The following is a 23,204-nucleotide window of genomic DNA, read 5'->3' on the forward strand; positions in this document are numbered from 1 at the left end:
AAAATAATCGCAAGTGATGGATGAAGGATATTCGATAAGCGGATTACTGAATGAGTATAAAGCCTAAAAAAGAAAAATAGAGAGGAAACTTACCAACTAAGTTTCCTCTCTGTTCTATGTTTTGATCGAATTTTTTAGAAATTATTGGTTAGCTGTTTCGACTAACTTTTGATATACTCGCTCAACATCTGCTGGGGTTCCCCGTAATTCATAGTCGGCGAGGAAAGGGAAGCCAAATTGGCTGGCGTATTGTTTAGCGGTTAAGCAATATTGATTATTAAAATTTTTGTTTCCACTCCCTACGACACCCAGACAAAGCGTATGATTGTCTTCGTATTCCAGATATTCACGCATGGTTTCTGTTAAAATTTCTGTATCACCGTTATCTAACCCATTTCCTCCATCTAAGTAAGTGGGTACAAAAGTGAAGAAAGGTTCACTCTCTTGTTGAAAGTCACTATTTTCATGAATTTCTTTTAGCGTGATTTCTGGTAATTGAGGATTTAACTCATGTTGGTTCGCAGCATATTCAGCAAGTTTTTTAGCGAAAGCTCGTGTGTTTCCAGAGATCGATATATATAGAATGTTCATTACATTTCCTCCAATTCTTGTCTCCAGTATAGCATTTTTTTATCAATTTTTGGAAAAGGTTTTCCCTAAATGAATATGCAAGATTCTTGTATAATTAGAAAAAAATAGTTACAATTATATTTCTATTAGAATTTTTATGAATAAAGTAAAACAGGTGAAGATTTGTTATACTTTTGGTAAAAGCGGTTTATTTTGGAGGATGCTTAAAATGGATACAGAGCAACAGAACAAAGGAATAGGGTTGTTTCCACTAGCGGCCTTAGTGATTGGGTCAGCGATAGGAGGTGGCGTATTTGGTATTATGACGGACATCTCCGGATCGGCTGGTGCCCCAGCTATTTTTAGTTGGGTGCTAGTTGGAACAGCTATGTTGATGCTCTCGTTATCAATCAATAATATCAATAAAAAACGTCCAGAGCTGGAAGGTGGTATTTTCAGCTATGCAGAAGCTGGTTTCGGACGTTTTGCTGGATTTATCAGTGGTTGGGGTTATTGGCTTACTTGTTGGTTGGGGAACGTAGCCTTTGCTACGTTGCTAATGAGTGCTTTAGGTTACTTTTTCCCAGTATTCGACGGAGGTCAGAATATCGCTTCGATCGTTATGAGCACTTTGTTTTTATGGGGATATGCTTGGCTAGTCAATCGTGGGGTCGAAAATGCAAGTTATGTGAACGCTATTGTAACGATCTGTAAACTTGTCCCACTATTTTTATTTATTGTTGTAGCAATCAGTACCTTTTCACTGCAACAATTTATCGATAATTTTTCTAGTGATATCATATTGAGTGCGAATGGCCAGCCCGTGCCATTTTCTAGTCAGATATTGAGCTGTATCATGGTGATGTTATGGGTGTTTGTTGGGATCGAAGGAGCTTCTGTGGTTGGTTCTCGTGCAAAGAAAAAATCAGATGTAGGGAAAGCAACGATCCTTGGTATTTTTGGTTTAATCATCATTTATGTTTTAGTTTCGATGTTACCTTATGGGACAATGTCAATGAAAGAATTGCAAGGAATCCAAACACAGCCAGCGATGGGCTATGTGTTTGAAATGATGGTAGGAAAATGGGGAGCAATCTTGATCAACGGCGGTTTGATCATTTCGCTTGTCGGTGTCTGGTTATCTTGGACGATTTTACCGATTGAAACCATGAGGAATATGGCAGATGCTAACTTATTACCGAAACGCTGGGGTCAAGTCAATAAAAAAGGTGCGCCAACGTATGCTATTGTCTTAACGACGATTTGTACTAATGTTTTCTTACTTTCTTTATTGTTCACGGATAGTGCGTATAATTTTGCTTACACACTTGGGACAGCAGCGATATTCTTTACTTGGTTATTCTTAGGTCTTTATCAGATGAAACTATCTTATCAAAGAAAAGAATGGGGGCAATTCTTTATCGGCTTTTTAGCCAGTGCATTTCAAGTCTGGGCAATGCTCGTGGTTGCTTTCAATGAAGTGATGTTAGTGTTAGTACTCTTCTTACCTGGGATCTTCTTTTATTTAAGAGCCCGGAAAGAACAAAATGAGCCAATCCCTCATCTTCACTTAGATAAATTTTTATTAGTCGGTGTCACAATGATCGGACTAACAGCAATGATTCTATTTGCTACAGGCGTTTTACATGTTTAAATACACAAATATGTTAAATTAAGTCGTTAAAAAAGCCAAATAAACGGTAATTCATGATTCTAATAAAAGAATCGTTAGCAAAACCGGTTATCTGGCTTTTTTTGATGTGTTCATGCACCTACTATTGTTTTGGTCTGATCAACCATTCCTGATAATGTAGGATCAATGTCCACTGGTTATTTTGATTCCGACCAGACTAATCAATAATAAGCCAACGAAAAACCAAGTGGCTAATGTCAGTTTATCATGAAACAAGACGACACCAATGATCACTGAACCAACGGCACCGATTCCGGTCCAAATAGGATAGGATAAACTCATTGGTAACTGTTTGATCGCCTTTGATAAGAGATAAAAGCTGGCGATCATGCCAATGACTGTGTAGAAAGAATAATTCAATTTAGAAAAACCATCACTCCATTTCATCATCGTAGACCAAAAAACTTCCAAGATTCCCGCTAAGATTAATTCAAACCATGCCATATTAATCACTCCATTTACACAAAAAAGAGGAGTAGCATTCCTCCAAAGACCTAATGGAATGCTTATCCTCTTAATACTACCCGGCGATAGTTGTGTCATTATTTTGTTAATTGAAAGGATAACACAGAATAAAAAATAAGGGTAGTGATAAGCTAAAACGTGAACCAATTTGAATCGGCTATTCGATTTAGAAGTCGTTTTTTGGAGGAAAACACCTACGCTAAAGTGTTATTTAAGATAATGAAGCACGTTTTTGTTTGTTTTTTGTTCATTTGTTAGTTAACAAAAATAAGCTCTCAAAAAATTTGAACTGTAAACGAGTTGTTTCAATCGTAAGTGATTTTTCTAATTTTTTTATTGAATTGACTGAATTTTTAAAAAATACAATGAGATAATTGGATTTTATCTATATTTTCATGGCTTTTTGATTTATAATAAAAAAATATCTTGTAATTTTAAGGAGGAAGTCAAATGGAGAACTATCTTAGTCTTTTAGGTGTCTTGATCGTCATTATCGGTTTTGCACTAAAATTAGATTCAATTTTGATCGTAATGGTCGCACTGATTGTCACCGCATTGACAGGCGGTTTAGGAATTGAAGGAATGTTAGAAACTTTAGGAACAAGTTTTGTCAATAATCGAGGAATGGCTATTTTTATCATTATTATGTTGGCAACAGGTACACTGGAACGTAATGGTTTGAAAGAATCAGCAGCTTCGCTTATTAAGCGCTTTAAGAAAGTATCAGCTGGAATGATCATTGATATCTATGGGGTCTTCCGTATGATCTTTGCAGCGTTCAATGTCAGCTTTGGTGGAGTTGCCGGTTTTGTCCGCCCAATCATCATGCCAATGGCTTTAGGAACAGTCGAATCAAAAGGCCTGGAAATTGATCCACAACATGAGGAAGAATTAAAAGGCATGTCTTCTGCGATGGAAAATATTTGTTGGTTCTTTGGTCAAGTATTATTCGTTGGTGGAGCAGGTGCGTTGTTAGTTCAATCGACTTTAAAAGGTCTAGGTTATGAAGTGACACTAGGACAACTTGCTTTGGTTGAAGTACCAGTTGCTGTCGTTGCACTGATTGTTGCAAGTATTTATTTCTACTTAAGAGAAAAGAAATTAGCGAAAAAATATTATTCAGGAAAGGGGCAATAATATGAGCTTTTTTACAGATCCTGAAATTTTATTAGGGGATAAATTATTAGAAATATTATATATCATCATGGGGTTAGTTCTGATTTATACAGGAATCAGAAACATTAACGATAAAACGAATCCTCATCGATACGGTTCTGCTTTTTTCTGGACAGTATTAGGAATCGTAATTGCTGGTGGAAGATGGTTACCTGCGATCGTCAACGGTCTTTTGATTTTTGCCATGACAGTTCCAGCGATTGCCAAGAAAGTCAGCAAAGGAGAAAGTCGCTTACCTTCTAAACAATACATGGAAAAAATGTCTGATAAATTAGGAATGAAAATCTTTATTCCGGCATTGAGTATTGGGATCTTTGCAATCTTGTTCGCACTCTTTACTAAGCTTGGCGCATTAGTTGGTGTTGGTGTTGGTGTTTTTGCCGCAATGGTGATCATGATGTTCTTCTCACGAGACAATCGACCAACTACTTTCTTAGATGATGCTGCGGATATGCTAGGAACAGTAGGACCTTTAAGTATGTTACCAATGCTCTTGGCATCATTAGGAGCGGTTTTTACAAGTGCAGGAGTAGGGACAGTTATTTCTAATGCAGTCGGGCAAATCGTTCCCGAAGGTAATGTGAATGTCGGTATTATAATCTATGCATTGGGTATGGTTATCTTCACGGTGATTATGGGGAACGCCTTTGCAGCGATTACGGTAATGACTGTAGGGATCGGTGCACCGTTTGTATTCAGTCACGGCGCAAATCCAGCACTAGTGGGAATGGTTGCTCTGACCTGTGGGTTCTGTGGAACCTTGTTAACACCGATGGCTGCAAACTTCAATGTCGTGCCTGTGGCAATGTTAGAGATGAAAGATAAATACGGCGTAATCAAGAACCAATTATTCGTAGCGATCTTCATGTTAGTGTTCCAAATCGTTTATATGATTTTATTTAAATAAGAAAAAACTCTATAATAATAGTTAGTTTATACTGAGAATAATGGAGGAATGTAAAATGAAAGTACTAGTAACTGGTTTTGATCCATTTGGTGGAGATAAAGTGAATCCTGCTTATGAAGCAGTGAAAAAAATGCCTGATGAAATTGCTGGAGCACAAATTATCAAAGTGGAAGTCCCAACGGTTTTTGCTAAAAGCAGCCAAGTTGTGGAAAAAGCAATCGAAGAACATCAACCGGAAATCGTCATCTGTGTTGGACAAGCTGGTGGACGTTCAGCTGTTTCATTCGAACGAGTAGCAATCAATTTAGCAGAAGCTAGAATTGCTGACAACGAAGGAAACCAACCTTTTGATACAGCGTTAGAACCAGATGGACCAGCTGCTTATTTCACTTCTTTACCGATTAAAGCAATGACAAAAAATGTCCATGAACATGGATTACCTGCTTACATTTCGTATACAGCTGGTACCTTTGTTTGCAACGACATCATGTATCGTTTGCTTCACTTGATTGAGACAAAATTCCCGACGATTCGTGGCGGATTTATCCATGTGCCATTTTCACCTGATCAAGTGATTGATCGTCCAGTAGGCACACCATCAATGTCATTAGATGATATTGCCGCTTCTTTGACTTATGCAGTAGAAGCAGCCGTAACAAATGATCATGACATTGCTGGCAATGCAGGAACAACTCACTAATTTTTACAAATAATGTAGTGAAAAACAAGTCATTGTGTCGACTGGTCGAATCAGACCAGTCGATTCTTTTTTTGAAAGGAAACATAAGTAATGAACGACTGGCAAAAGGTATTTAAAGAATGGTATCCCAAAGAAATCAATCAAGTCTATCCAATTAAGATATCAAAACAGTATACAAGTAATCAGCGTTGGGAAATCTATGAAAAGTTGACGACGAAACAACGTCAATTAGTTGATCAACATCGACGCTACTTGATTAATTCCCAATTTATAGAAGAAAATTATTTAGCAGCGACTGATTGGGTCTTTTCCGATTTTAAAATCAATCCTTTTTTTCGTACCAAACGGCGACAACAAAAATTATATTGCGAATGCGGTCGTGAATTAAAAGTGCAATATATCGTTCATTCACCAAAGACCGGTAAGAGCCTTTCTTTAGGGATCAATCACTTTGCTGAACATTTACACGTAAGCCCGCAAATCGCAACATCTATCAATCAAGGGATGACTAAAGTCGATTTAGCACTAGACGAATTATTGTGGCTGAAACAGCAAAACGTGGCGTTTCCAGAAGATTTATGGCAAGAATATTGTTTTATGCTCTACCAAAATCGAAAATTAAAAAATCCCTATTTGCCTGATCAAAAACTAGTTGCCAGGGTTGTGGATTTTCGTGAAGCAGATATGCCAATTTATCTTGCTGATTATCAAGCGCTGAAACAAGAGATCTCACGTATTGCAACGCAATTAGAGGGAACCCCTAAAAAAATTCGTGGGAAGAAAGAACTATTTGAAGATTTTTCAGAAGAATTAGTGAAAGATGTCGAGACTTTTTTAACGAATTACCGAACTTTTTTGCAAAAAGACTGGGCGTTGATCGCTGTTGACGGGGGTGAACAACTATCATTGACCTTCTTTGAAACATTCATCCAGCAATTAAGAGCAACTGGACGCCAACAAACTCCAGAACAACAGAGTAAAATGACCGAATATGCACGCAAGCAGCGATTTATCCAATCCGAGGTGTATCTTTTCATCTGGCAGCAATATTGTCGTTATGGTTTCACAGAAGGCTTCTTTGATAGTATTCCTAGAGTCATGAGAAATGGTTTCTTGAAGGTCTTACGAAAAGAAAAAGAAATGAAGCAAACAGTGATAGCCAACGAAAATGTGTCACAGAAAAAGGTAGTCACCGAGGAAGTATGGGATAAAATTGCTGTTGAGTTGAAAACGAAAAAAGTGACGACCATTTTAACAGAACTAAATGAAAATGACTATTCCTTATCGAAAGAACAACAACATGCGTTACAATATTTCCAACAATTAGAAAAAGTTTTGCAAACAGAAAGTTCAAAAACTAAGCAATTATTAAAAAGACTATTGTGAAAGTCGATAGGGTAAAAATAAGCTAGCTACCACCAATCAGTTGTTGGCGACAGCTAGCTTATTTAGATAAGTACCAAGAAAAAGGGAACATCGAAACATGCTTTACCAGAAGTCTGTCGATTATATTCAGATCAAAATGATCATGGCACGGTCTTAAATCAGCACACTCTTTTCATGCTCTTGATCATATTCTTTTTCCATTTTTAGCATTCGTTCACGTTCTTTTTGGTTATACCAAGGAGAAACTGTGAAAGCCAAGACATCATTCAATAGGTAAACGGAACTATTGACAAACATAGCTAAACTAGCTGAACCATGTCTAAATGAGATGTACCACAGAACCATCTGTGCTAATCCTGAAGCCAACCACCAATAATATTGGTTATTGTAACGCAAGAAACTGATCACACCAGCTGTCAAACTGATTGAAAAGGCAATAGCATCGATCCAAGGACGTGGATCGTCTGTTAAGCGCCCAATCAAGAAACCTGAAATAGCATAAACCAGGATCGTAGCAAAAATTGCGACTAACCATGTTTTTCCATTGAACTTACGGATTTTTGCTGCCATGTTATGATTCCATTCTTTACTTAATAAAACAGGGATATCTAAGGTGATCATATAGGCGATTTGTTCGCCGATACTCAAGTAATTTTTAGCAGAAAAACCAACGATGATGAAACAAATAGCTGATAAAATTCCTAAAATACCATTAACAGATTTCGCTGCATTGATTGATAAGATACACAAGACACCAAGTGTAGTACCGATAAAAGTGATCACCGCTAACCAAGTAATAGGGCTATTCACAAGGGTCATAATCTGACACCCAAGACTAAAAAAGAAAAGATAGTAATTTTGTTGAGGCCAACCTTTGAGTTGGTGTGCTAAAAAGCGAAAATAATTTATCATTGATAAAAGCTCCTTTAAACACTAAATATAGTATGTGTTCGATTTGTTGACACAACCTATTGTATTACTTTCAAAAAATATTTCTAGTCTTTCAATTTAAAATAATATGTGTTATGATACTTTTTGCTTTGTTTTCTGGAAACATGAAAACTTTACATTGAATTGATGAAAGAATGGGAAGTCAACCGACGTAGGTGAACTTTCCATTTTTTTCTTTATAAAAAACTTTTGACCAAAGAAAATGTTAAAATATGAAAAAGAATAAAAGATTAAAGGAGTAAAAAAATGAATTTATCTGCTATCCATCATGTCGCAATTATTGTATCTGACTATCAAAAATCACGGGAATTTTACGTTGATAAGTTAGGCTTTGAAGTAATCCGTGAAAATTATCGTGCGGAAAGAGAAGATTATAAATTAGATTTAAAGCTTGGAACAGCTGAATTAGAAATATTCGGGGTAGCTAATGCGCCTAAACGTCCAAGTTATCCAGAAGCATGTGGATTAAGACATCTGGCTTTTAAAGTGGAACAGATTGAATCTGTCATTGAAGAGCTTCGTTTAAAAGGGATCGAAACTGAGCCAATTCGAATCGATACATTTACTGGGAAAAAAATGACTTTTTTCTTTGATCCAGATGGTTTGCCGTTAGAATTACATGAATAAGTAACAAAATTGTCACTTTTTCTTTCTGTCATTCGATTTTTTTTAATAAAAAATCTTGGTATGCTAGTAAAAAAAAGGAAAAGGGAGACACTGATGAAGATGAAAAAAATTTTATTTGGGTCAGCTATTCTCATACTTATTGGGCTAACGGCTTCGTTAGGATTATTGACTGCTACGTTTCGTTATGATGATATTAGTGAACAAGAATATCAAATCTCACTGAAAAAAGCAGTGGGAATCTTTAAAAAAGAAACAAATAAAACAAAAGTTCAAATGGTTCAGTTTGTACCAAAAGAGGATGTCCAACAACAAACAAACAATACCTTTCAATATCTTTTCGTAGATTCTGAACAAACGCTTGTTGTCAATCCTACAACCGGAAAGCCAGCTGTTCGTTCGAGTAAATTAGCCGAAAACCAACCATTCTTTGACATCAAAAAGATCTACTCAAGCAAATCTCCTCAAAAGGCAATGAAAGAAGCTGTTAAACAAAGTGGAAAGCGCAATGCTAAAGTAAGAAGTTGGGTTTTGCTAATGAAAAGCGACAAATTATACTATGAGATCAAATTAGCAGAGGATAATGAAGAATCTGTTTTGTTGATTCGTGCCTAAAAATCAATAGCTATCATTTTTCTTTTTTACAATATAAGAGTAAGCTAAATGTGTAAAAAAGAAAGGAAGTCATTGCTATGGAAAAGATGAAATGCCCAAATTGTGGGAAAAAGTTTACTTATGAAGAAGTCAACAATGTAGTTGAACATGTTGATAAAGAAATGCCGATCGTTTGTCCTTATTGCCGGACAGAAGCTGCTCGCATCGTTTCACATGGTTATTTTGTTACCCAAAAAATCGAGGATTATTTAAAATAACTCTTTTGATCTTTATTTTTCAGTGATAGAATGAAAAAAAGGAGAGAATGAAATGATTCGTTTTGCAAAAAAAGAGGATGCTCAAGAGATTGCTCCGCTGATTTTAGTTATTTTAAATGATATGGAATTACCTTTTTTACAAAAGTATGGGAAAGAAAAAACAATTGAAATCTTAGAAGAAGCCATTATGGATCCCGATTATCGTTACAGTTATACAAGAGGAATTGTTGAAGAAATTGATGGCAAGATAGCTGGTGTAGCATTTGGCTACACAGATGAAGAAGAGCCATTTATCGATAAACCCTTAGAAGTAATTTTAGAAAAACATGGAATTACAGATAAGGAACAATTATTTGTAGATCAAGAAACATTTCCTAAAGAATGGTATTTGGATTCCATTTCCGTTTCGGAAGCTTTTAGAGGACAAGGAATAGGTTCACACTTACTTGAAGCTTTACCTAAATTAGCTAAAAAAACTGGGCGAAATGTTATTGGTTTAAGTGTAGATGAACAAAATCCTAACGCCAAAAGATTGTATGAACGTCACGGATTTAAAGTAGTAGGCAAAAGGAAAATCAGTGATCATCTCTATGATCACATGCAAAAGGAAATTTAATGGTTTCTTAATTAAACCAAACTTATTATTTTTTAATAAAGACATTTAAATTGTTGTAACTATTATTTGATAAAATGTTGAGTGAAAACAAGGTTTTTCACTCTTTTTTTGTTTTTTTTTCATAAATTTCAGTTGTATATATTAAATGATAGTTGTTATAATCTCTTTTTTATGAAAATATTTTTCATTTATTTTCAATTATTCTGTAATGACGGGTCTTTTTTTAAGTATTAAAATATGCTCTATCGCTCGTCACTGGGCTTGGAGACAGGAAAGGACCGTTGAAATGTTAAGAAGTAAAATTGGGAATATATTTGGTGTTGTGCTATTATTTTTAAATCTCTTTGTTGCTCTACCTGCAATAGCGGAAACTTATACGCCTCAAGATTCTGGTAGCATCTATGATGATTTAACTGGTGATTATGGAATATTAGGGATTGCTTCTCAATTCCATATATTCGCAAAAGAAAAAACGACGATAAACGCGCATACAAATGGTAATATTGCAACAAAAGAGCTAGATGCAAACAATAATTTTGGGACAGATATCATCACAGGTGACCTCCAACTAGAAATTAACTATGTTCAAGCAACTGATTCATTGATTGGCTCATCCTTTACTTCGGGAGATAGTAACCGAGTAAATAAATTTGTTGTAGGTTCTTCAATTAGTACAGGGATCGAAAATGATCGGGCAGTGGTGAATGGCTCAAGGATCGACCATTTATCTGCTTCAGAACTTTATCAAGATCGCCCTGGGAATACTTATATTGATTTTGACACGGAATTTGCAAAATTAGAAGGAGCTTCGGAAAGTTTGATGTCGATTACTCCTGCTAAAACCTATCTTTCAAGTGATTTTTCTGATATGAATAATCGAACGATTGATGTAACAGGAATGGGAAGTTCAGATGTTGTAATCATCAATGTGGATGCTTCAGTGTTATCATTGAATACACCACTGAATATTGTAAATTCTGAAAATAAAATTTTGGTTATGAATGTCATCAATGCACCAGCTGATTTCACGATCCAGTCACAAATTCATTACAATAATCGAGCAAATCATGAAACGGAAGATTTTTCTGACGCAAATATTTCATGGAATTTCCCAAGTAATGTAACGAACTTGGCGATAAATGCACCTTTTCAAGGTACCATTATTGCGCCACGAGCAGATGTCACAGCCAATCAAAATATGGATGGAACAATCATCGGAAAAAATGTTACGCTAAATGCAGCAACCAATCGTTGGGACCCTAACGAAATTTTCCTTGCTGATAATCCAGATAATTCTGGATCAAGTGACAGCAGTACGGACACGACAAGCAGTGACAGCAGTACCGACACAACAAGCAGTGATAGCAGTACAGATACCACAAGCAGTGATAGCAGTACGGACACGACAAGCAGTGATAGCAGTACCGATACAACAAGCAGTGACAGCAGTACGGATACCACAAGCAGTGACAGCAGTACGGACACGACAAGCAGTGACAGCAGTACGGATACCACAAGCAGTGATAGCAGTACGGATACGACAAGTGGTGACAGTGATACAGATACGACAAGCAGTGACAGCAGTACGGACACAACAAGCAGTGATAGCAGTACTAACCCAACAAGTGGTGACAGTGATACAGATACGACAAGCAGTGATAGCAGTACAGATACGACAAGCAGTGACAGCAGTACGGATACGACAAGCAGTGATAGTAGTACGGATACGACAAGTAGTGATAGCAGTACAGACACGACAAGCAGTGACAGTAGTACTAACCCAACAAGTGGTGACAGTGATACCGATACGACAAGCAGTGACAGCAGTACGGATACGACAAGCAGTGATAGCAGTACGGATACGACAAGCAGTGACAGTAGTACTAACCCAACAAGTGGTGACAGCAGTAGCAACCCAACAAATGGTAATAGTGATACTGACACGCCAACTCCATTTCATATTGATCCAAGTATGAGCGGAGAGGATACCAATCAGGTGTATCCTAATAATAATGATAAAACTAATCAATCAAATGGAATGAATAGCACCATCCCACAACAAGGGAAGGGTACTGATTTAGATAGAAATGAGTTTAACAGTTCCACAAATGAAACAACTAACGTAACCGATGAATCTCGGTCAATGGATTTTCAAGATCAAGATTCACAAGTTTTGCCAAAAACAAATAGTGCTTCCAATAAATGGTTAGCAATTGTTGGTGGAATGATTATTGTGTTAGTTGTTATTGTGGGATTTATGAGAAGAAAGAAGCATAAATAAGAAGAATAAATAAAGGCTCATCAAGTGTTTGACTGAGCCAACTAAAAATAAGCCTTCCTACATGAAGCGTATCTGCTAAGTTCGTTTGCTCTGACTAGCGGGTCTTGTTTCCTAGAGGATGGCTTATTTTTTTTTGAAGTTATTCTGATTATAAGAAGGAGCAAGTTAATTTGTGTCTAATCGGTAAGAAAGAGGTGTATCTTTGTCATGGTTTTTACGGTATAACCAGTAGTCTAATACAGCTGCGATACAGATACAGATAGGCGCATTTTCTTCCATTGGAATATCAAGTACATAATAATCTCCAGAAAAAAGCGTTGCTTTATCCATTTTCATGATTCGTTGATTAAAATGATGGATTTGATATTGATGGTTATAGATATCTCCTTGAACTGTCCAATGAAGACGACGTACATAGTAAAAATCCCCGGGCCAGTTAAAGATTTTTTGCATCGTTCCCACTTTTTTAAAATCCTTATAAAGTTCAAAACGGGTTCCGAAAGTTAGACTCGTTTGTTTAATATGTGCCACAAGATTTCCGTTCATTGCATAAAGAGACAAAGCATCTCCTTTTGTTCCCCAACGACCAACCATTAAGAAGATGGATTTACCAGATTCATTTTTAACAACAGTCCTCGTGACACGACTGAGATGCTTTTCTTGAATGAAAAATTCTGACATCTTTCTCCCTCTTTTCTCGAAAATTATAGATTTTCGGAAATTGCCCGTAAGATTGCCTTGCCGACCCCAGACTCCAGGTTAGTATCAGTGACAAATTTTGCGTAATCTTTGACTTCGATTTCAGCATTTCCCATCGCAAAACTAACACCAGCCACTTGTAACATACTAACGTCATTAAAATTATCCCCAATCGCCATGACATCGTCTAATTCGATTCCTCGGTCATGTGCGACATGAGCCACAGCAATTCCTTTTTGGGCATTTTTGTGATTGACCTCGATATTGTTTTGACCAGACGAAGTAACAGCTAAGTCACCCAGTTCACTGATTTCTTTTCCAACTGGACCCAATACTCGCGGACCTTCCGTATGGAAACAAATCACTTTTAATACCTCTAATGTTTCGTCTTGGAGCAAGTCACGAATACTATCAACATAATTGATATGCAAAAGTTCAAGGTTGGCTGAAGCCATCGCAATCGCCATTTTATATGTTAAATGGGGGAGATGACTACCAATCATTGAGGCAAAGCTTTCAATTCTTTTGGCTTGGCTTTCAGAATAAAGCCCTCGATTGGTCGATACTTCATAATAAATCTCATTTTGATCAAGGATATCTAAGACAGTTGCAGTTTTTAGAGTCGGTATTGGAACAGTGAACAAGGAGTTTCCTGTTTTGTCGAAAACTTGCGCACCATTTAGCGTAATCATGGCACAATCAATGCCAACTTCATCTAAAGCCGCACGTGCTTCTTGATAATTGCGACCAGTCGCAACCATAAATTCAATCCCTGCATCATTGGCAAAGCGGATCGCTTCGGTATTTTCGGGTGATATACTCATATGGGCATCTAATAAAGTACCGTCCATATCTGATGCGATTAATTTGATCATAACTCTCATCGTTCCTTTCTTTCTCTTCTTCTTAGTTTACCATATCCAGATGACACTGCGTGCGAAGATTGCCCCTTGTTAAGAAAGAATTTGTGAGTTATCCTGATTGTTGGAGGTGGAACGATTGAAAGAAATCATTCATAACAGTTGGCAAACGATTTTAACAGATGAGTTTGAAAAAGAATACTACCAAAAGTTAAGAAACTTTTTAAAAAAAGAATATACGACTCAGAAAATTCATCCAGATATGTATCATATTTATGAAGCGTTGGAATTGACTCCTTACGAAAAAGTAAAGGTTGTGATTTTAGGTCAAGACCCTTATCATGGTGTCAATCAAGCACATGGCTTATCTTTTTCTGTGCAACCAGGGGTTAAAATTCCACCATCATTAAACAATATCTATAAAGAATTGCAAAGTGATTTAGGTATTTCGCCGGTCAAACATGGCAATTTAGTTTCTTGGGCTAAGCAAGGCGTTTTACTATTAAATACGGTACTAACGGTCCGAGAAGGTCAAGCTTACTCACATCGTGGCAAAGGTTGGGAAATATTGACGGATAAAATCATTGAAAAATTAAACGAACGAGAAAAACCAATCGTTTTTATTTTATGGGGGAAACCGGCTCAAGAAAAAATGAAAATGATTGATAAAAGTCGGCATATCATTTTAACATCTGCTCATCCTAGTCCATTATCAGCTCATCGAGGATTCCTAGGCTCTAAACCTTTTTCTAAGACCAATGATGCACTGATGGCATTAGGGGAAACACCGATCGATTGGCAATTACCTGAAACAGTGTAGTAAGACAGCGTTTTCCTGTTATATGTCAGATTGTATGTTATGTGAAAGACTTCATTACTAATGGTTTTTTGACTGATACAGATAAAATAAACTGTTCTTTTTTTTGGGAATAGTGTATGATGGATACATAGAAAATATCTGGAGGTCATCTTGTGGAATTGTTTGATAGTTTGAGATTCAAAATTGTACGTCGCAGCATTAAAATCGTTTTTCCTGAAGCAACTGATGCAAGAATTTTAGGTGCAGCAGCTCGTTTGAAAGCGGAAGAATTAGTGGAACCTATTTTGATTGGTAGCGAAGAAGAAATCACAGCTGCTGCTCATGCTCGTGGAATTAAAACTTCAAGTTTTACGATCATTGATCCAAATCGTTATGATAAATGGGATGAAATGGTTGAAGCTTTTGTGGAACGTCGTAATGGAAAGGCATCCAAGGAACAAGCAGAAAGCATCTTAAAAGATGTCAATTACTTTGGTACGATGTTGACATATATGGGAATTGCTGACGGGATGGTTTCTGGTGCGATTCACTCAACTGGAGATACTGTTCGTCCAGCGTTACAAATCATCAAAACAAAACCAGGCGTCAGCCGAACAAGTGGTGCGATGATCATGGTACGTGGACGTGACCAAGAAAAATATGTCTTTTCAGATTGTGCTATCAATGTCAATCCCAATGCCCAAGAATTAGCAGAAATCGCTGTAGAATCAGCAAAGACTGCTGAATTATTCGATATTGATCCTAAAGTAGCATTAATGAGTTTTTCAACTAAAGGATCTGCGAAAGCACCAGAAGTGGATAAAGTGGTCGAAGCAACTAAAATTGCTAAAAAATTAGCGCCTCAATATGTAATTGATGGCGAATTACAATTTGATGCTTCTTATGTTCCTTCAGTGGCTCAACTAAAAGCACCTGATTCTGATGTAGCTGGACAAGCAACTGTCTTTGTTTTCCCAGAATTGCAATCTGGAAACATTGGTTACAAAATTGCTCAACGTTTTGGTAATTTTGAAGCGATCGGACCGATCTTACAAGGATTGAATAAACCAGTTTCTGATTTATCTCGTGGAGCAAACGAAGAAGATGTGTATAAATTAGCGATCATTACTGCAGCCCAAACATTATTAGACTAAGATCTAAGACTCAATGAATAAGAGTTCATGAAAGAAGCGATCGGCTCCGAGCGTATAAGCGCTGATTTTTTGAAACATTTTTCATGTTTTGAAAAATTTAGACTTATTGCAAGGAGCTGATGATTGAAAAACATTTATTCATTTTGACACATATGAAAAAGCTCGGGACGACCTTTGTCCCAAGCTTTTTTTTGCTTTAAAAAATTTTCCATCCACGATATACTGTCACAAAAGGCTAGATGAAGGAGTAAGTTAGAATGATTGAATTAAGTGGTTTAGATAAGACAGAAGAATTGGCAAAAGTCATCGGTGAAGTGGCACTGCCTGGGGATAATTTAGTATTAACTGGTGACTTAGGAGCCGGAAAAACAACGCTGACCAAAGGGATTGCTCGCGGATTAGGAATTGAACAAATGATCAAGAGCCCCACTTATACAATTATTCGGGAATATGATCAAGGTAGATTGCCACTTTATCATATGGATATTTATCGTGTGGCAGCTAGTGGTGCGGATCTTGGTTTATATGAGTATTTTGAAGGAGAGGGTCTATCTGTCATTGAATGGGGGAATCTTTTAGAAGAAGCCTTACCAGAAGACTATTTGGAACTGATTTTAGAAAAAAGTGATACAGATTTAGAATATAGATATGTGAAATTGCAAGCATATGGGGAGCAAAGTGAAGCTTTCAAACAACGGATCATGGAACAATGGAGACAAAACAATGAGTGAAGAGATCTCATTGACCATTCGAGAAGCTCAGCCAGATGATGCCAGTGAATTATTAGCAATGATGCAACAAGTAGAGGAAGAGACTGACTTTTTGGTTATGGATGAACAAGGAATGGAGCTAACACCTGAAGCCTTAGCTTTATCCATCGAATATCTACAAGACAGCAACAATAATCTTTTACTCTTAGCTTGTATGGGTCAAAAAATCATCGGGGCTGTTTCTGTTAAAGCAGGCGAACAATACCGCATCTCTCATGTGGGAGAGGTTGGGATCAGCATCTTAAAGGACTATTGGGGTTTGGGATTAGGAACGATGTTGCTTGAAGAAGTATTGATTTGGGTGAAAGAAAATGGTGTACTTTTTAGACTAGAACTAGATGTGCAAACTCGAAATGAACGAGCGGTTCACTTGTATCAAAAAATGGGTTTTGAAATCGAAGCGCTTATGAAAAGAGGGGCCCGAACAGATGATGGGGACTTTTTGGATGTCTATAGGATGTCTTTATTGATTGACTGATCTTAGATTTAGGAGGAACGGTCAGTCCATTCCTCCTAAATCTAAAGAGTGCGACATAGATTTTCTGAATTATTTGTTTATTTGAACCGTTAGTATTTTATCGGACAGGATTAGCATTTTTTATTTCTATTTTTCGAGAAACAGTAGATTTTTGGATGTGCTTTGAAGCTGTAATGCACTGTTGCTTTTTTTGATAGAAATATGATTGATCATTGATTTCTCCCGTAAAAATTTGGTTAATAAAGGGGTCTTTATTAAAGTCAAGTGTATAGTCATATTTGACTTTTTTTAGCTTTTTTATTAAATACCATGTAAATAAGTGATTAAAACAATTTAAGAAGCCACCGAATTGTTTTATAGGAGCTAACAAAGATTTACGAGCGGTTATAGTGGGATTGGAATTAGAATTAGAACTAACATTTTTCCAAGTGATTTTTTCATAGTATGGATCCCTCAATTTAAATATATCGTATTGACAGTGAAATAATGCTGTTTTGATAGGTGCTTTTATTGCAAGGGTAGTATCATTAGCTACTTTTTGATAGCCAGTATATACATTAAGAGGAAGTAGTTTTTTAGATATAGAGTGATCAATGATTGTCTCTAATATTTCTCTTTTTTTTATAGTTGGTAATTCTGCTTTTGTGTACTTTTTAACTTGATTGTTTAGAAGTAGTTTTTCGCAAAGAGAGGATAAATTTTCTGGCGGAATCAAGACGTAGGAGACAGGAAGTCCATCAATAGGTCTCATTTTATCAACTATTACTGCTTTATAACCAGTAGGGGCTTTATAAATCAATAATCCAGAAGCGCGAAATCCATCTATTACTCCCATGTTGAGATCGATCTTCGGTTTTTTTAAAAGATAGTGAATTGGGAGAAGCATGAAATCTGTAGGGTCATCATCCCTCATAGTTTGAAGGACATTTGATAGTTCTTCACCATGTTCAAATGTGTAAAATTGCTTACTTCGTTCAAGGGACTGGATGAACTTCTCTTTTTTTGTTGCTTCAATAAAAAAATTATCGTGATCTTGTTTCAATGTTTCAATATAAATCGAAAGTAATAAAGGATAATTGGTTTTATCATCACTTGATATCCAATTAACATTATCTTTCAAGCCTAAGGTAAGTGCCCAGATGTCACAGAGACGGTGTAACTCATTAACGTATGGCATATGATACTCCTTTCACTTTTATTGAGTATAGTGTCTCATATCTTACCGTTGTATCGAGGACATCTTTTCAAATAATCAGAAAAAATTGGTGAATGGTTGGAATGAAGGGGATAAAGGTTCTTGAAAAGGCTAAAAAAGGCGATCAAAAAATCCATGGTTACCAGTAAAAAGCAACCATGGATTTTTTGTTTACCTGTTTTTTAGTAGCTCATTTTAGGGTAACTAATTTTTTCAAAGGATCTGTTCCAAAGTGTTTTTCTTGATAAAGTAAAATCTCTGCACAGGCACGACTGTCTTCTAATGCATCATGGTGATTCGCTAAAGTGATATTTAAATTTTCACAGACAGTATTCAATCGATGATTTGGCATCTCTGGAAATAAACGACGACTGGTTTTTACCGTACATAAAGATAAATAATGAGGTTGGAGCAAATTGTAATAATCTAAACAACCAGCTAGAACTTTCGTATCAAAAGCTGCGTTATGAGCGACGACTAAGCGGTTTTTTTGGAAATAATGTTGAATCGTTTGCCAAACTTCAGGAAATTTGGGTGCGGTACGAACATCTTCTTGATGAATACCGTGAATTTGAACATTTCTCCAGAAAAAAGGTGTTTCTGGCTGGATGAGTGTGTAATATTCATCAACAATTTGGCTATTTTGGACCATAACCAATGCTAATGAACAAGCACTGTGGGATTGATGGTTGGCTGTTTCAAAGTCCATTGCAACAAAATTCATGTGCATAAAACCTCCTTAAAAAATAAACACTAACATAAAAAGTGAAGAAAAGAAAGTGATGGATATGTAAAAAAATCAATCAAATGAAGAAAGACCACGCTCAAAAAAGAAGCATCTTTGCTGATCTTTCTTCATTCTTTTTAATAAAAATATTCAGCCCTGCCTAGGATGACGATGGCTAACAATGAGATTATTTCAAGTCTAGTTCTACGGGACAATGATCGCTTCCCATAATCGAGGTATGGATTTTTGCATCTATCAAGCGTGGCTTCAACTCGTCACTAGTTAAGAAATAGTCGATACGCCAACCTGCGTTGTTTTTTCTAGCATTGAAACGATAACTCCACCAAGAATAAATACCAGTTTGTTCAGGATAGAAATAGCGGAAGGTATCAATAAAGCCATTTGCTAACAAGTGTGAGAAGGCAGTTCGTTCTTCCATCGTAAAGCCAGCATTTTTTTGATTGGTTTTCCAATTTTTCAAATCAATTTCCTGGTGGGCAACGTTTAAGTCGCCACACACAATGACTGGTTTTTGTTTTTTTAGTTCTTCTAAGTAATGGTAAAAGGCTTCTTCCCATTGTAAACGGTAGTCCAAGCGTTTTAATTCATTTTGGGAATTAGGTGTATAACAAGTAACTAGAAAGAATTCAGGGTATTCAAGTGTGATCAAACGTCCTTCTTGATCATGTAAATCAATGCCCATTCCATAAGAGACATTTAGTGCGGGTTCTTTGGCAAAGATCGCTGTGCCTGAATAGCCTTTTCTTTCTGCATAATTCCAATATTGATGATAGCCAGGTAAGTCTAATTCGATTTGACCGGCTTGTAGTTTGGTTTCTTGAAGACAGAAAAAGTCGGCATCTAATTCATGAAAGACGTCTAAAAAATTTTTATTGACGATTGCACGTAGGCCATTCACATTCCAGGAGATAAATTTCAATTAAATACGCATCCTTTCTTTTGGATCTTAGATTAGCATTTGTGGTTCTATTGTACCTTATTTTACTAAAAAATAGTGTAAGATAAGAGTAATGAATGGATTGGAGGAACGAACATGCGAATTGGTGTGATTGGTGTGGGTAATATTGCAGAAAAAGCGTATTTACCTACTTATGCAAAAAATCAAGGAAAGATTGATTTCTACATTGCGACTAGAAACAAAGAAACGAAAAAACGAATCCATGAAATGTATGGATTTGACCACCTATATGAATCAATTGATGAACTACTGTCTCAGGATATCAAGGCTTGTATGATTCATGCAGCCACAAAGGTACATTATGAATTAGCCAAAAAATGTCTTGAAAATCAGGTGCATGTGTATATCGATAAACCACTCAGTGTTGACCTTAATGAAATCAACGAATTACAAGAACTGGCAGATAAAAATCAAGTTGTCTTAATGGTTGGATTCAATCGACGTTTTGCTCCAATGGTCGAACGTTTGAAACAAGTCCCCGAGAAGCGGCTAATCCAGTTACAAAAAAATCGAATTGCAGCTCAGGAAACAACGGAATTTGTGATCTATGATTTGTTTTTACATCTTGTTGATACGGCGGTATATCTTTTGGACGAACCGATCTTGCGTACGAAATATCAGATCCGTGAAACAAAAGAATTTTTGGAATTTGCGGTTTTACAATTGGAAACAGCCCATCAAACAGCAATTTTAACAATGGATCTTTTAAGTGGAGCAAATAGCGAGAACTATCAGATCACTAGTAAAAGTGGTACTTATGAAGTGGCGGAATTAACGGATATGACGATCCAACGAGCATCTGGTATCGAAATAGAAAAATTTGGCGATTGGGAAAGTACGTTAGTCAAACGCGGTTTTGAGCCAATGGTTCAAACATTTTTCGCAGAGATCAGCAAAGAAAAACCTTCAATGGAAGGATTGAAGCAACAAGGGATCATGCAAAGTCATGCACTTTGTGAAGAAATGCTACGCAAACATACAAGACAACAAATGTGAGGGAAACTGGCAAGTTTGTTTTAAGCGTGATAGAATAATGGGGATGTTTGATATAGAAAGGAAAATCCTCAGTGAATAAAGAAGACTTAGTTAAAAATTTACCAGCACTCAATCTATTGTTTGATGAACCATTGATGAATTACACGTTTACCAAAACGGGCGGTCCAGCGGATGTTCTCGTTTTCCCAAAAACACAAAATGAAGTAAAAGAAGTAGTGGATTATTGCCGAACCCATGATGTACCTTGGATGGTTTTAGGTAATGCCAGTAATTTGATTGTTCAAGATGGTGGGATTCGTGGCATGGTGATCATGTTGACTGAGATGAAACAAATCCGAGTTTCTGGGACGATGGTCACAGCTGAAGCTGGAGCAAAATTGATCGATACGACCTATGCAGCGTTAGATACTTCTTTAACCGGGTTTGAGTTTGCTTGTGGCATTCCTGGAAGTATCGGAGGCGCTGTTTATATGAATGCAGGTGCCTATGGCGGTGAAATCAAAGACGTATTGGCAGAAGTGGATGTTTTATTAGCAGATGGTACGTTGAAAACTCTAACCAACGAAGAAATGGCGTTTTCTTATCGACATAGTAAAATCCAAGAAATGGATGCAGTCGTTTTAGAAGCACGTTTCCAATTAACTGCAGGAGAGCATGAAGTAATCAAAGGGCGGATGGACGAGCTGACTGAATTACGTCAATCGAAACAACCATTGGAATATCCTTCTTGTGGGAGTGTATTCAAACGTCCTGTGGGGCATTTTACTGGTCAATTGATCCAAGAAGCTGGATTACAAGGCTTAAAATGGGGTGGCGCTCAAATCTCTGAAAAACATGCTGGCTTTATTGTCAATATTGATCATGCGACCGCTACGGATTATACAGAATTGATCGCGCATATCCAAGAAGTGATCAAAGAAAAATTTGATGTGTCTTTGGAAACAGAAGTACGCATCATTGGCGAAGCAAAAACAGTGGATGCAAGCATGTAACCATTGCTAGTTGAATGAACTAGCCATCAATGACTACAGTGAGATGTTCAAACTTTTGTGATAAAACAGATAGAAAGAGCTATTCTGTTTAGAAAGGAAGTTAGCTCATGCTAGATAAACGTGTTCCTTATGCCGAGATTTGGATGACTCGTCCATTAAGTGACAGTCTCCCTACGCAATCTTTAGCGACTGGGTATCATTTTGAGTACTACCGTCTAGGCGATGAAACCGAATGGGCAAGAATCGAACAATCAGTCGGAGAGTTCGCAACAGAAACAGAAGCATTTGCTTACTTTCAGAGAGCTTTTTTACCTTATCAAGAAGAACTTCAGCAACGAATGCTTTTCGTTGTAACTGATACAGGTGAAAAAATCGCGACTTGTACCGCTTGGTTCAAAAAACGGAAGGATGGAAGCTATCCGCTTTTTCATTGGCTGGCAGTAGATCCGAGGCATCAAGGAAAAGGGATTGCCAAAGCATTAACGATCGAAGTATTGCGTATTTTCCAAAAGCTGGCATCTCATGGACCAGTGTATCTGCATACGCAAACTTGGAGTCATCCTGCCATTCAACTATACCAAAAGCTAGGGTTTACGATTATTGCTGAGAATTTTGATGGACGTCCCAATAGCGAGTATCCCTTAGCAATGGACACTTTGGAAAAATTGAATATAAAAGCTAAAAAAGACTAACATTCTTTTTGTGGAATAACCGTGATAATGGAAAGTAGAATCAGCTATTTTCTGTGATCATGGTTATTTTGGCTTTCTTTTTTCCGACCTACTGGTTTCATTTCAAATAGGTTTAGGCTGAAATGTAAGAATGTATATATAACTATAGGATACAATTATGAATGGAAAACAGTTATTTAGGAAATGAATGACCTGAAGAGGTAAATCTAGACTATAATACATTTAATATTTATTAAAGCTTTGAGAAAGATGTGCCAAATGATATTAAAGGGAGCGATATCATGAAGAAAACAGAAGAAATCAATCAAATTATAGTGGAATTATACGACTTGATTCTTAATAAAGAAGTCAAAGAAAGGGAAAGAGTATCATTGATCGAGGCTAAAAACAAACTAGAAAAGCAAGAATATTTTCCAAGAGTAATGAAAGATCTGGAATATCAACTACGCCCTTTAGCGATCAAGAGTCAATTGACACCACCAGTCGCAGCTTTTTATTTAAAAATTTCTACGATAGGGCGATTTGAACAAGAATTAGGTCGAGGATTAGCTTCGACACCCATCACTTTTGGACCATTTTTTCAATAAATATCCCCTGAAGCGTGGAACCACTGCTAGCTGGT

Annotated in this window: 26 protein-coding genes; 18 read left to right on the forward strand and 8 right to left on the reverse strand. The window is 36.8% G+C overall.

All coding sequences use genetic code 11. From position 1 onward, the window contains the following. Positions 1 to 141: 141 nt before the first annotated feature. Positions 142 to 591 carry a class Ib ribonucleoside-diphosphate reductase assembly flavoprotein NrdI gene (gene nrdI, locus AB3I12_RS05235; RefSeq protein WP_010719884.1) on the reverse strand — a complete coding sequence of 150 codons (450 nt, stop codon included), beginning with the start codon at positions 589 to 591 and terminating at the stop codon, positions 142 to 144. A gap of 208 nt (positions 592 to 799) precedes the next feature. Here nrdI and AB3I12_RS05240 point away from each other — a divergent pair, with 208 nt between their 5' ends. Then, positions 800 to 2,224 (forward strand): basic amino acid/polyamine antiporter, encoded by a 1,425-nt coding sequence (locus tag AB3I12_RS05240; RefSeq protein WP_010738312.1) that lies wholly within the window; start codon positions 800 to 802, stop codon positions 2,222 to 2,224. 162 nt (positions 2,225 to 2,386) lie between these two features. Here the strand turns inward: AB3I12_RS05240 and AB3I12_RS05245 are convergent, their stop codons facing one another. After that, positions 2,387 to 2,707, reverse strand: a complete 321-nt coding sequence (locus AB3I12_RS05245) for a multidrug efflux SMR transporter (protein ID WP_010719882.1) — start codon at positions 2,705 to 2,707, stop codon at positions 2,387 to 2,389. A gap of 471 nt (positions 2,708 to 3,178) precedes the next feature. Between AB3I12_RS05245 and AB3I12_RS05250 the strand changes: the two genes are divergently transcribed. The 4 genes from AB3I12_RS05250 to AB3I12_RS05265 all read left to right on the forward strand — a co-directional run bounded on the left by AB3I12_RS05250 (position 3,179) and on the right by AB3I12_RS05265 (position 6,897). Further along, positions 3,179 to 3,865 carry a DUF969 domain-containing protein gene (locus AB3I12_RS05250; RefSeq protein ID WP_010719881.1) on the forward strand — a complete coding sequence of 229 codons (687 nt, stop codon included), beginning with the start codon at positions 3,179 to 3,181 and terminating at the stop codon, positions 3,863 to 3,865. Between the two features lies 1 nt (position 3,866). Next, positions 3,867 to 4,811: a DUF979 domain-containing protein gene (locus tag AB3I12_RS05255; protein WP_010719880.1), complete on the forward strand. Its 945-nt coding sequence runs from the start codon at positions 3,867 to 3,869 to the stop codon at positions 4,809 to 4,811. A gap of 55 nt (positions 4,812 to 4,866) precedes the next feature. Continuing rightward, the gene (pcp, locus tag AB3I12_RS05260; protein WP_010738311.1) at positions 4,867 to 5,511 is read left to right on the forward strand and encodes a pyroglutamyl-peptidase I; all 645 of its coding nucleotides are present in this window, start codon (positions 4,867 to 4,869) and stop codon (positions 5,509 to 5,511) included. Between the two features lie 90 nt (positions 5,512 to 5,601). Continuing rightward, positions 5,602 to 6,897 carry a hypothetical protein gene (locus AB3I12_RS05265; protein ID WP_063626691.1) on the forward strand — a complete coding sequence of 432 codons (1,296 nt, stop codon included), beginning with the start codon at positions 5,602 to 5,604 and terminating at the stop codon, positions 6,895 to 6,897. A gap of 153 nt (positions 6,898 to 7,050) precedes the next feature. Here AB3I12_RS05265 and pnuC read toward each other — a convergent pair whose 3' ends face one another. Next, entirely contained in the window at positions 7,051 to 7,809 is a 759-nt protein-coding gene (pnuC, locus tag AB3I12_RS05270; protein WP_010738309.1) for a nicotinamide riboside transporter PnuC, read from the reverse strand. Positions 7,810 to 8,094: 285 nt separating this feature from the next. Here pnuC and AB3I12_RS05275 point away from each other — a divergent pair, with 285 nt between their 5' ends. From AB3I12_RS05275 to AB3I12_RS05295, 5 genes are all read left to right on the forward strand, one after another. After that, positions 8,095 to 8,475 (forward strand): VOC family protein, encoded by a 381-nt coding sequence (locus AB3I12_RS05275; protein ID WP_010719876.1) that lies wholly within the window; start codon positions 8,095 to 8,097, stop codon positions 8,473 to 8,475. A gap of 93 nt (positions 8,476 to 8,568) precedes the next feature. Beyond that, positions 8,569 to 9,087 carry a hypothetical protein gene (locus tag AB3I12_RS05280; RefSeq protein WP_010719875.1) on the forward strand — a complete coding sequence of 173 codons (519 nt, stop codon included), beginning with the start codon at positions 8,569 to 8,571 and terminating at the stop codon, positions 9,085 to 9,087. A gap of 77 nt (positions 9,088 to 9,164) precedes the next feature. After that, the gene (locus AB3I12_RS05285; RefSeq protein ID WP_010738307.1) at positions 9,165 to 9,344 is read left to right on the forward strand and encodes a hypothetical protein; all 180 of its coding nucleotides are present in this window, start codon (positions 9,165 to 9,167) and stop codon (positions 9,342 to 9,344) included. Between the two features lie 52 nt (positions 9,345 to 9,396). Next, on the forward strand, positions 9,397 to 9,960 hold the full coding sequence (locus AB3I12_RS05290; RefSeq protein ID WP_010719873.1) for a GNAT family N-acetyltransferase: 564 nt from the start codon (positions 9,397 to 9,399) through the stop codon (positions 9,958 to 9,960). Between the two features lie 286 nt (positions 9,961 to 10,246). Further along, positions 10,247 to 12,241 carry a collagen-binding domain-containing protein gene (locus tag AB3I12_RS05295; protein ID WP_063626693.1) on the forward strand — a complete coding sequence of 665 codons (1,995 nt, stop codon included), beginning with the start codon at positions 10,247 to 10,249 and terminating at the stop codon, positions 12,239 to 12,241. Between the two features lie 165 nt (positions 12,242 to 12,406). Here the strand turns inward: AB3I12_RS05295 and AB3I12_RS05300 are convergent, their stop codons facing one another. Together AB3I12_RS05300 and AB3I12_RS05305 are read right to left on the reverse strand one after the other, a co-directional pair. Next, the gene (locus tag AB3I12_RS05300; protein ID WP_010719869.1) at positions 12,407 to 12,922 is read right to left on the reverse strand and encodes an LURP-one-related/scramblase family protein; all 516 of its coding nucleotides are present in this window, start codon (positions 12,920 to 12,922) and stop codon (positions 12,407 to 12,409) included. 23 nt (positions 12,923 to 12,945) lie between these two features. Then, on the reverse strand, positions 12,946 to 13,815 hold the full coding sequence (locus AB3I12_RS05305; protein WP_063626695.1) for a Cof-type HAD-IIB family hydrolase: 870 nt from the start codon (positions 13,813 to 13,815) through the stop codon (positions 12,946 to 12,948). Between the two features lie 124 nt (positions 13,816 to 13,939). Between AB3I12_RS05305 and AB3I12_RS05310 the strand changes: the two genes are divergently transcribed. The 4 genes from AB3I12_RS05310 to AB3I12_RS05325 all read left to right on the forward strand — a co-directional run bounded on the left by AB3I12_RS05310 (position 13,940) and on the right by AB3I12_RS05325 (position 17,001). Further along, positions 13,940 to 14,620 carry a uracil-DNA glycosylase gene (locus tag AB3I12_RS05310; protein WP_010719867.1) on the forward strand — a complete coding sequence of 227 codons (681 nt, stop codon included), beginning with the start codon at positions 13,940 to 13,942 and terminating at the stop codon, positions 14,618 to 14,620. 152 nt (positions 14,621 to 14,772) lie between these two features. Next, positions 14,773 to 15,753 (forward strand): phosphate acetyltransferase, encoded by a 981-nt coding sequence (gene pta / locus AB3I12_RS05315; RefSeq protein ID WP_010719866.1) that lies wholly within the window; start codon positions 14,773 to 14,775, stop codon positions 15,751 to 15,753. A 257-nt stretch (positions 15,754 to 16,010) separates the two neighbouring features. After that, positions 16,011 to 16,484 carry a tRNA (adenosine(37)-N6)-threonylcarbamoyltransferase complex ATPase subunit type 1 TsaE gene (tsaE, locus tag AB3I12_RS05320; RefSeq protein WP_063626697.1) on the forward strand — a complete coding sequence of 158 codons (474 nt, stop codon included), beginning with the start codon at positions 16,011 to 16,013 and terminating at the stop codon, positions 16,482 to 16,484. Next, positions 16,477 to 17,001: a GNAT family N-acetyltransferase gene (locus tag AB3I12_RS05325; RefSeq protein WP_063626699.1), complete on the forward strand. Its 525-nt coding sequence runs from the start codon at positions 16,477 to 16,479 to the stop codon at positions 16,999 to 17,001. The genes tsaE and AB3I12_RS05325 overlap by 8 nt, the downstream gene beginning before the upstream one ends. Before the next feature lie 97 nt (positions 17,002 to 17,098). Here AB3I12_RS05325 and AB3I12_RS05330 read toward each other — a convergent pair whose 3' ends face one another. From AB3I12_RS05330 to AB3I12_RS05340, 3 genes are all read right to left on the reverse strand, one after another. Next, on the reverse strand, positions 17,099 to 18,178 hold the full coding sequence (locus AB3I12_RS05330; protein WP_063626701.1) for a hypothetical protein: 1,080 nt from the start codon (positions 18,176 to 18,178) through the stop codon (positions 17,099 to 17,101). A gap of 208 nt (positions 18,179 to 18,386) precedes the next feature. Continuing rightward, positions 18,387 to 18,920, reverse strand: coding sequence for a 3'-5' exonuclease (locus tag AB3I12_RS05335; RefSeq protein ID WP_010719861.1), 534 nt, complete (start codon positions 18,918 to 18,920; stop codon positions 18,387 to 18,389). 190 nt (positions 18,921 to 19,110) lie between these two features. After that, positions 19,111 to 19,863: an exodeoxyribonuclease III gene (locus AB3I12_RS05340; RefSeq protein WP_010738301.1), complete on the reverse strand. Its 753-nt coding sequence runs from the start codon at positions 19,861 to 19,863 to the stop codon at positions 19,111 to 19,113. A gap of 114 nt (positions 19,864 to 19,977) precedes the next feature. Here AB3I12_RS05340 and AB3I12_RS05345 point away from each other — a divergent pair, with 114 nt between their 5' ends. From AB3I12_RS05345 to AB3I12_RS05360, 4 genes are all read left to right on the forward strand, one after another. After that, the gene (locus AB3I12_RS05345; RefSeq protein WP_063626703.1) at positions 19,978 to 20,898 is read left to right on the forward strand and encodes a Gfo/Idh/MocA family protein; all 921 of its coding nucleotides are present in this window, start codon (positions 19,978 to 19,980) and stop codon (positions 20,896 to 20,898) included. Positions 20,899 to 20,969: 71 nt separating this feature from the next. Further along, the gene (murB, locus tag AB3I12_RS05350; protein ID WP_010719857.1) at positions 20,970 to 21,890 is read left to right on the forward strand and encodes a UDP-N-acetylmuramate dehydrogenase; all 921 of its coding nucleotides are present in this window, start codon (positions 20,970 to 20,972) and stop codon (positions 21,888 to 21,890) included. 107 nt (positions 21,891 to 21,997) lie between these two features. Next, entirely contained in the window at positions 21,998 to 22,582 is a 585-nt protein-coding gene (locus tag AB3I12_RS05355) for an N-acetyltransferase (RefSeq protein ID WP_063626704.1), read from the forward strand. 281 nt (positions 22,583 to 22,863) lie between these two features. Beyond that, a complete protein-coding gene (locus AB3I12_RS05360) occupies positions 22,864 to 23,169 on the forward strand; it encodes a bacteriocin immunity protein (protein ID WP_063626706.1) in 306 nt (101 codons plus the stop codon). Positions 23,170 to 23,204: the final 35 nt, after the last annotated feature.

It is taken from the genome of Enterococcus sp. C65 (genome assembly GCF_040887165.1).
Classification (GTDB): Bacteria; Bacillota; Bacilli; order Lactobacillales; family Enterococcaceae; genus Enterococcus_B; species Enterococcus_B hirae.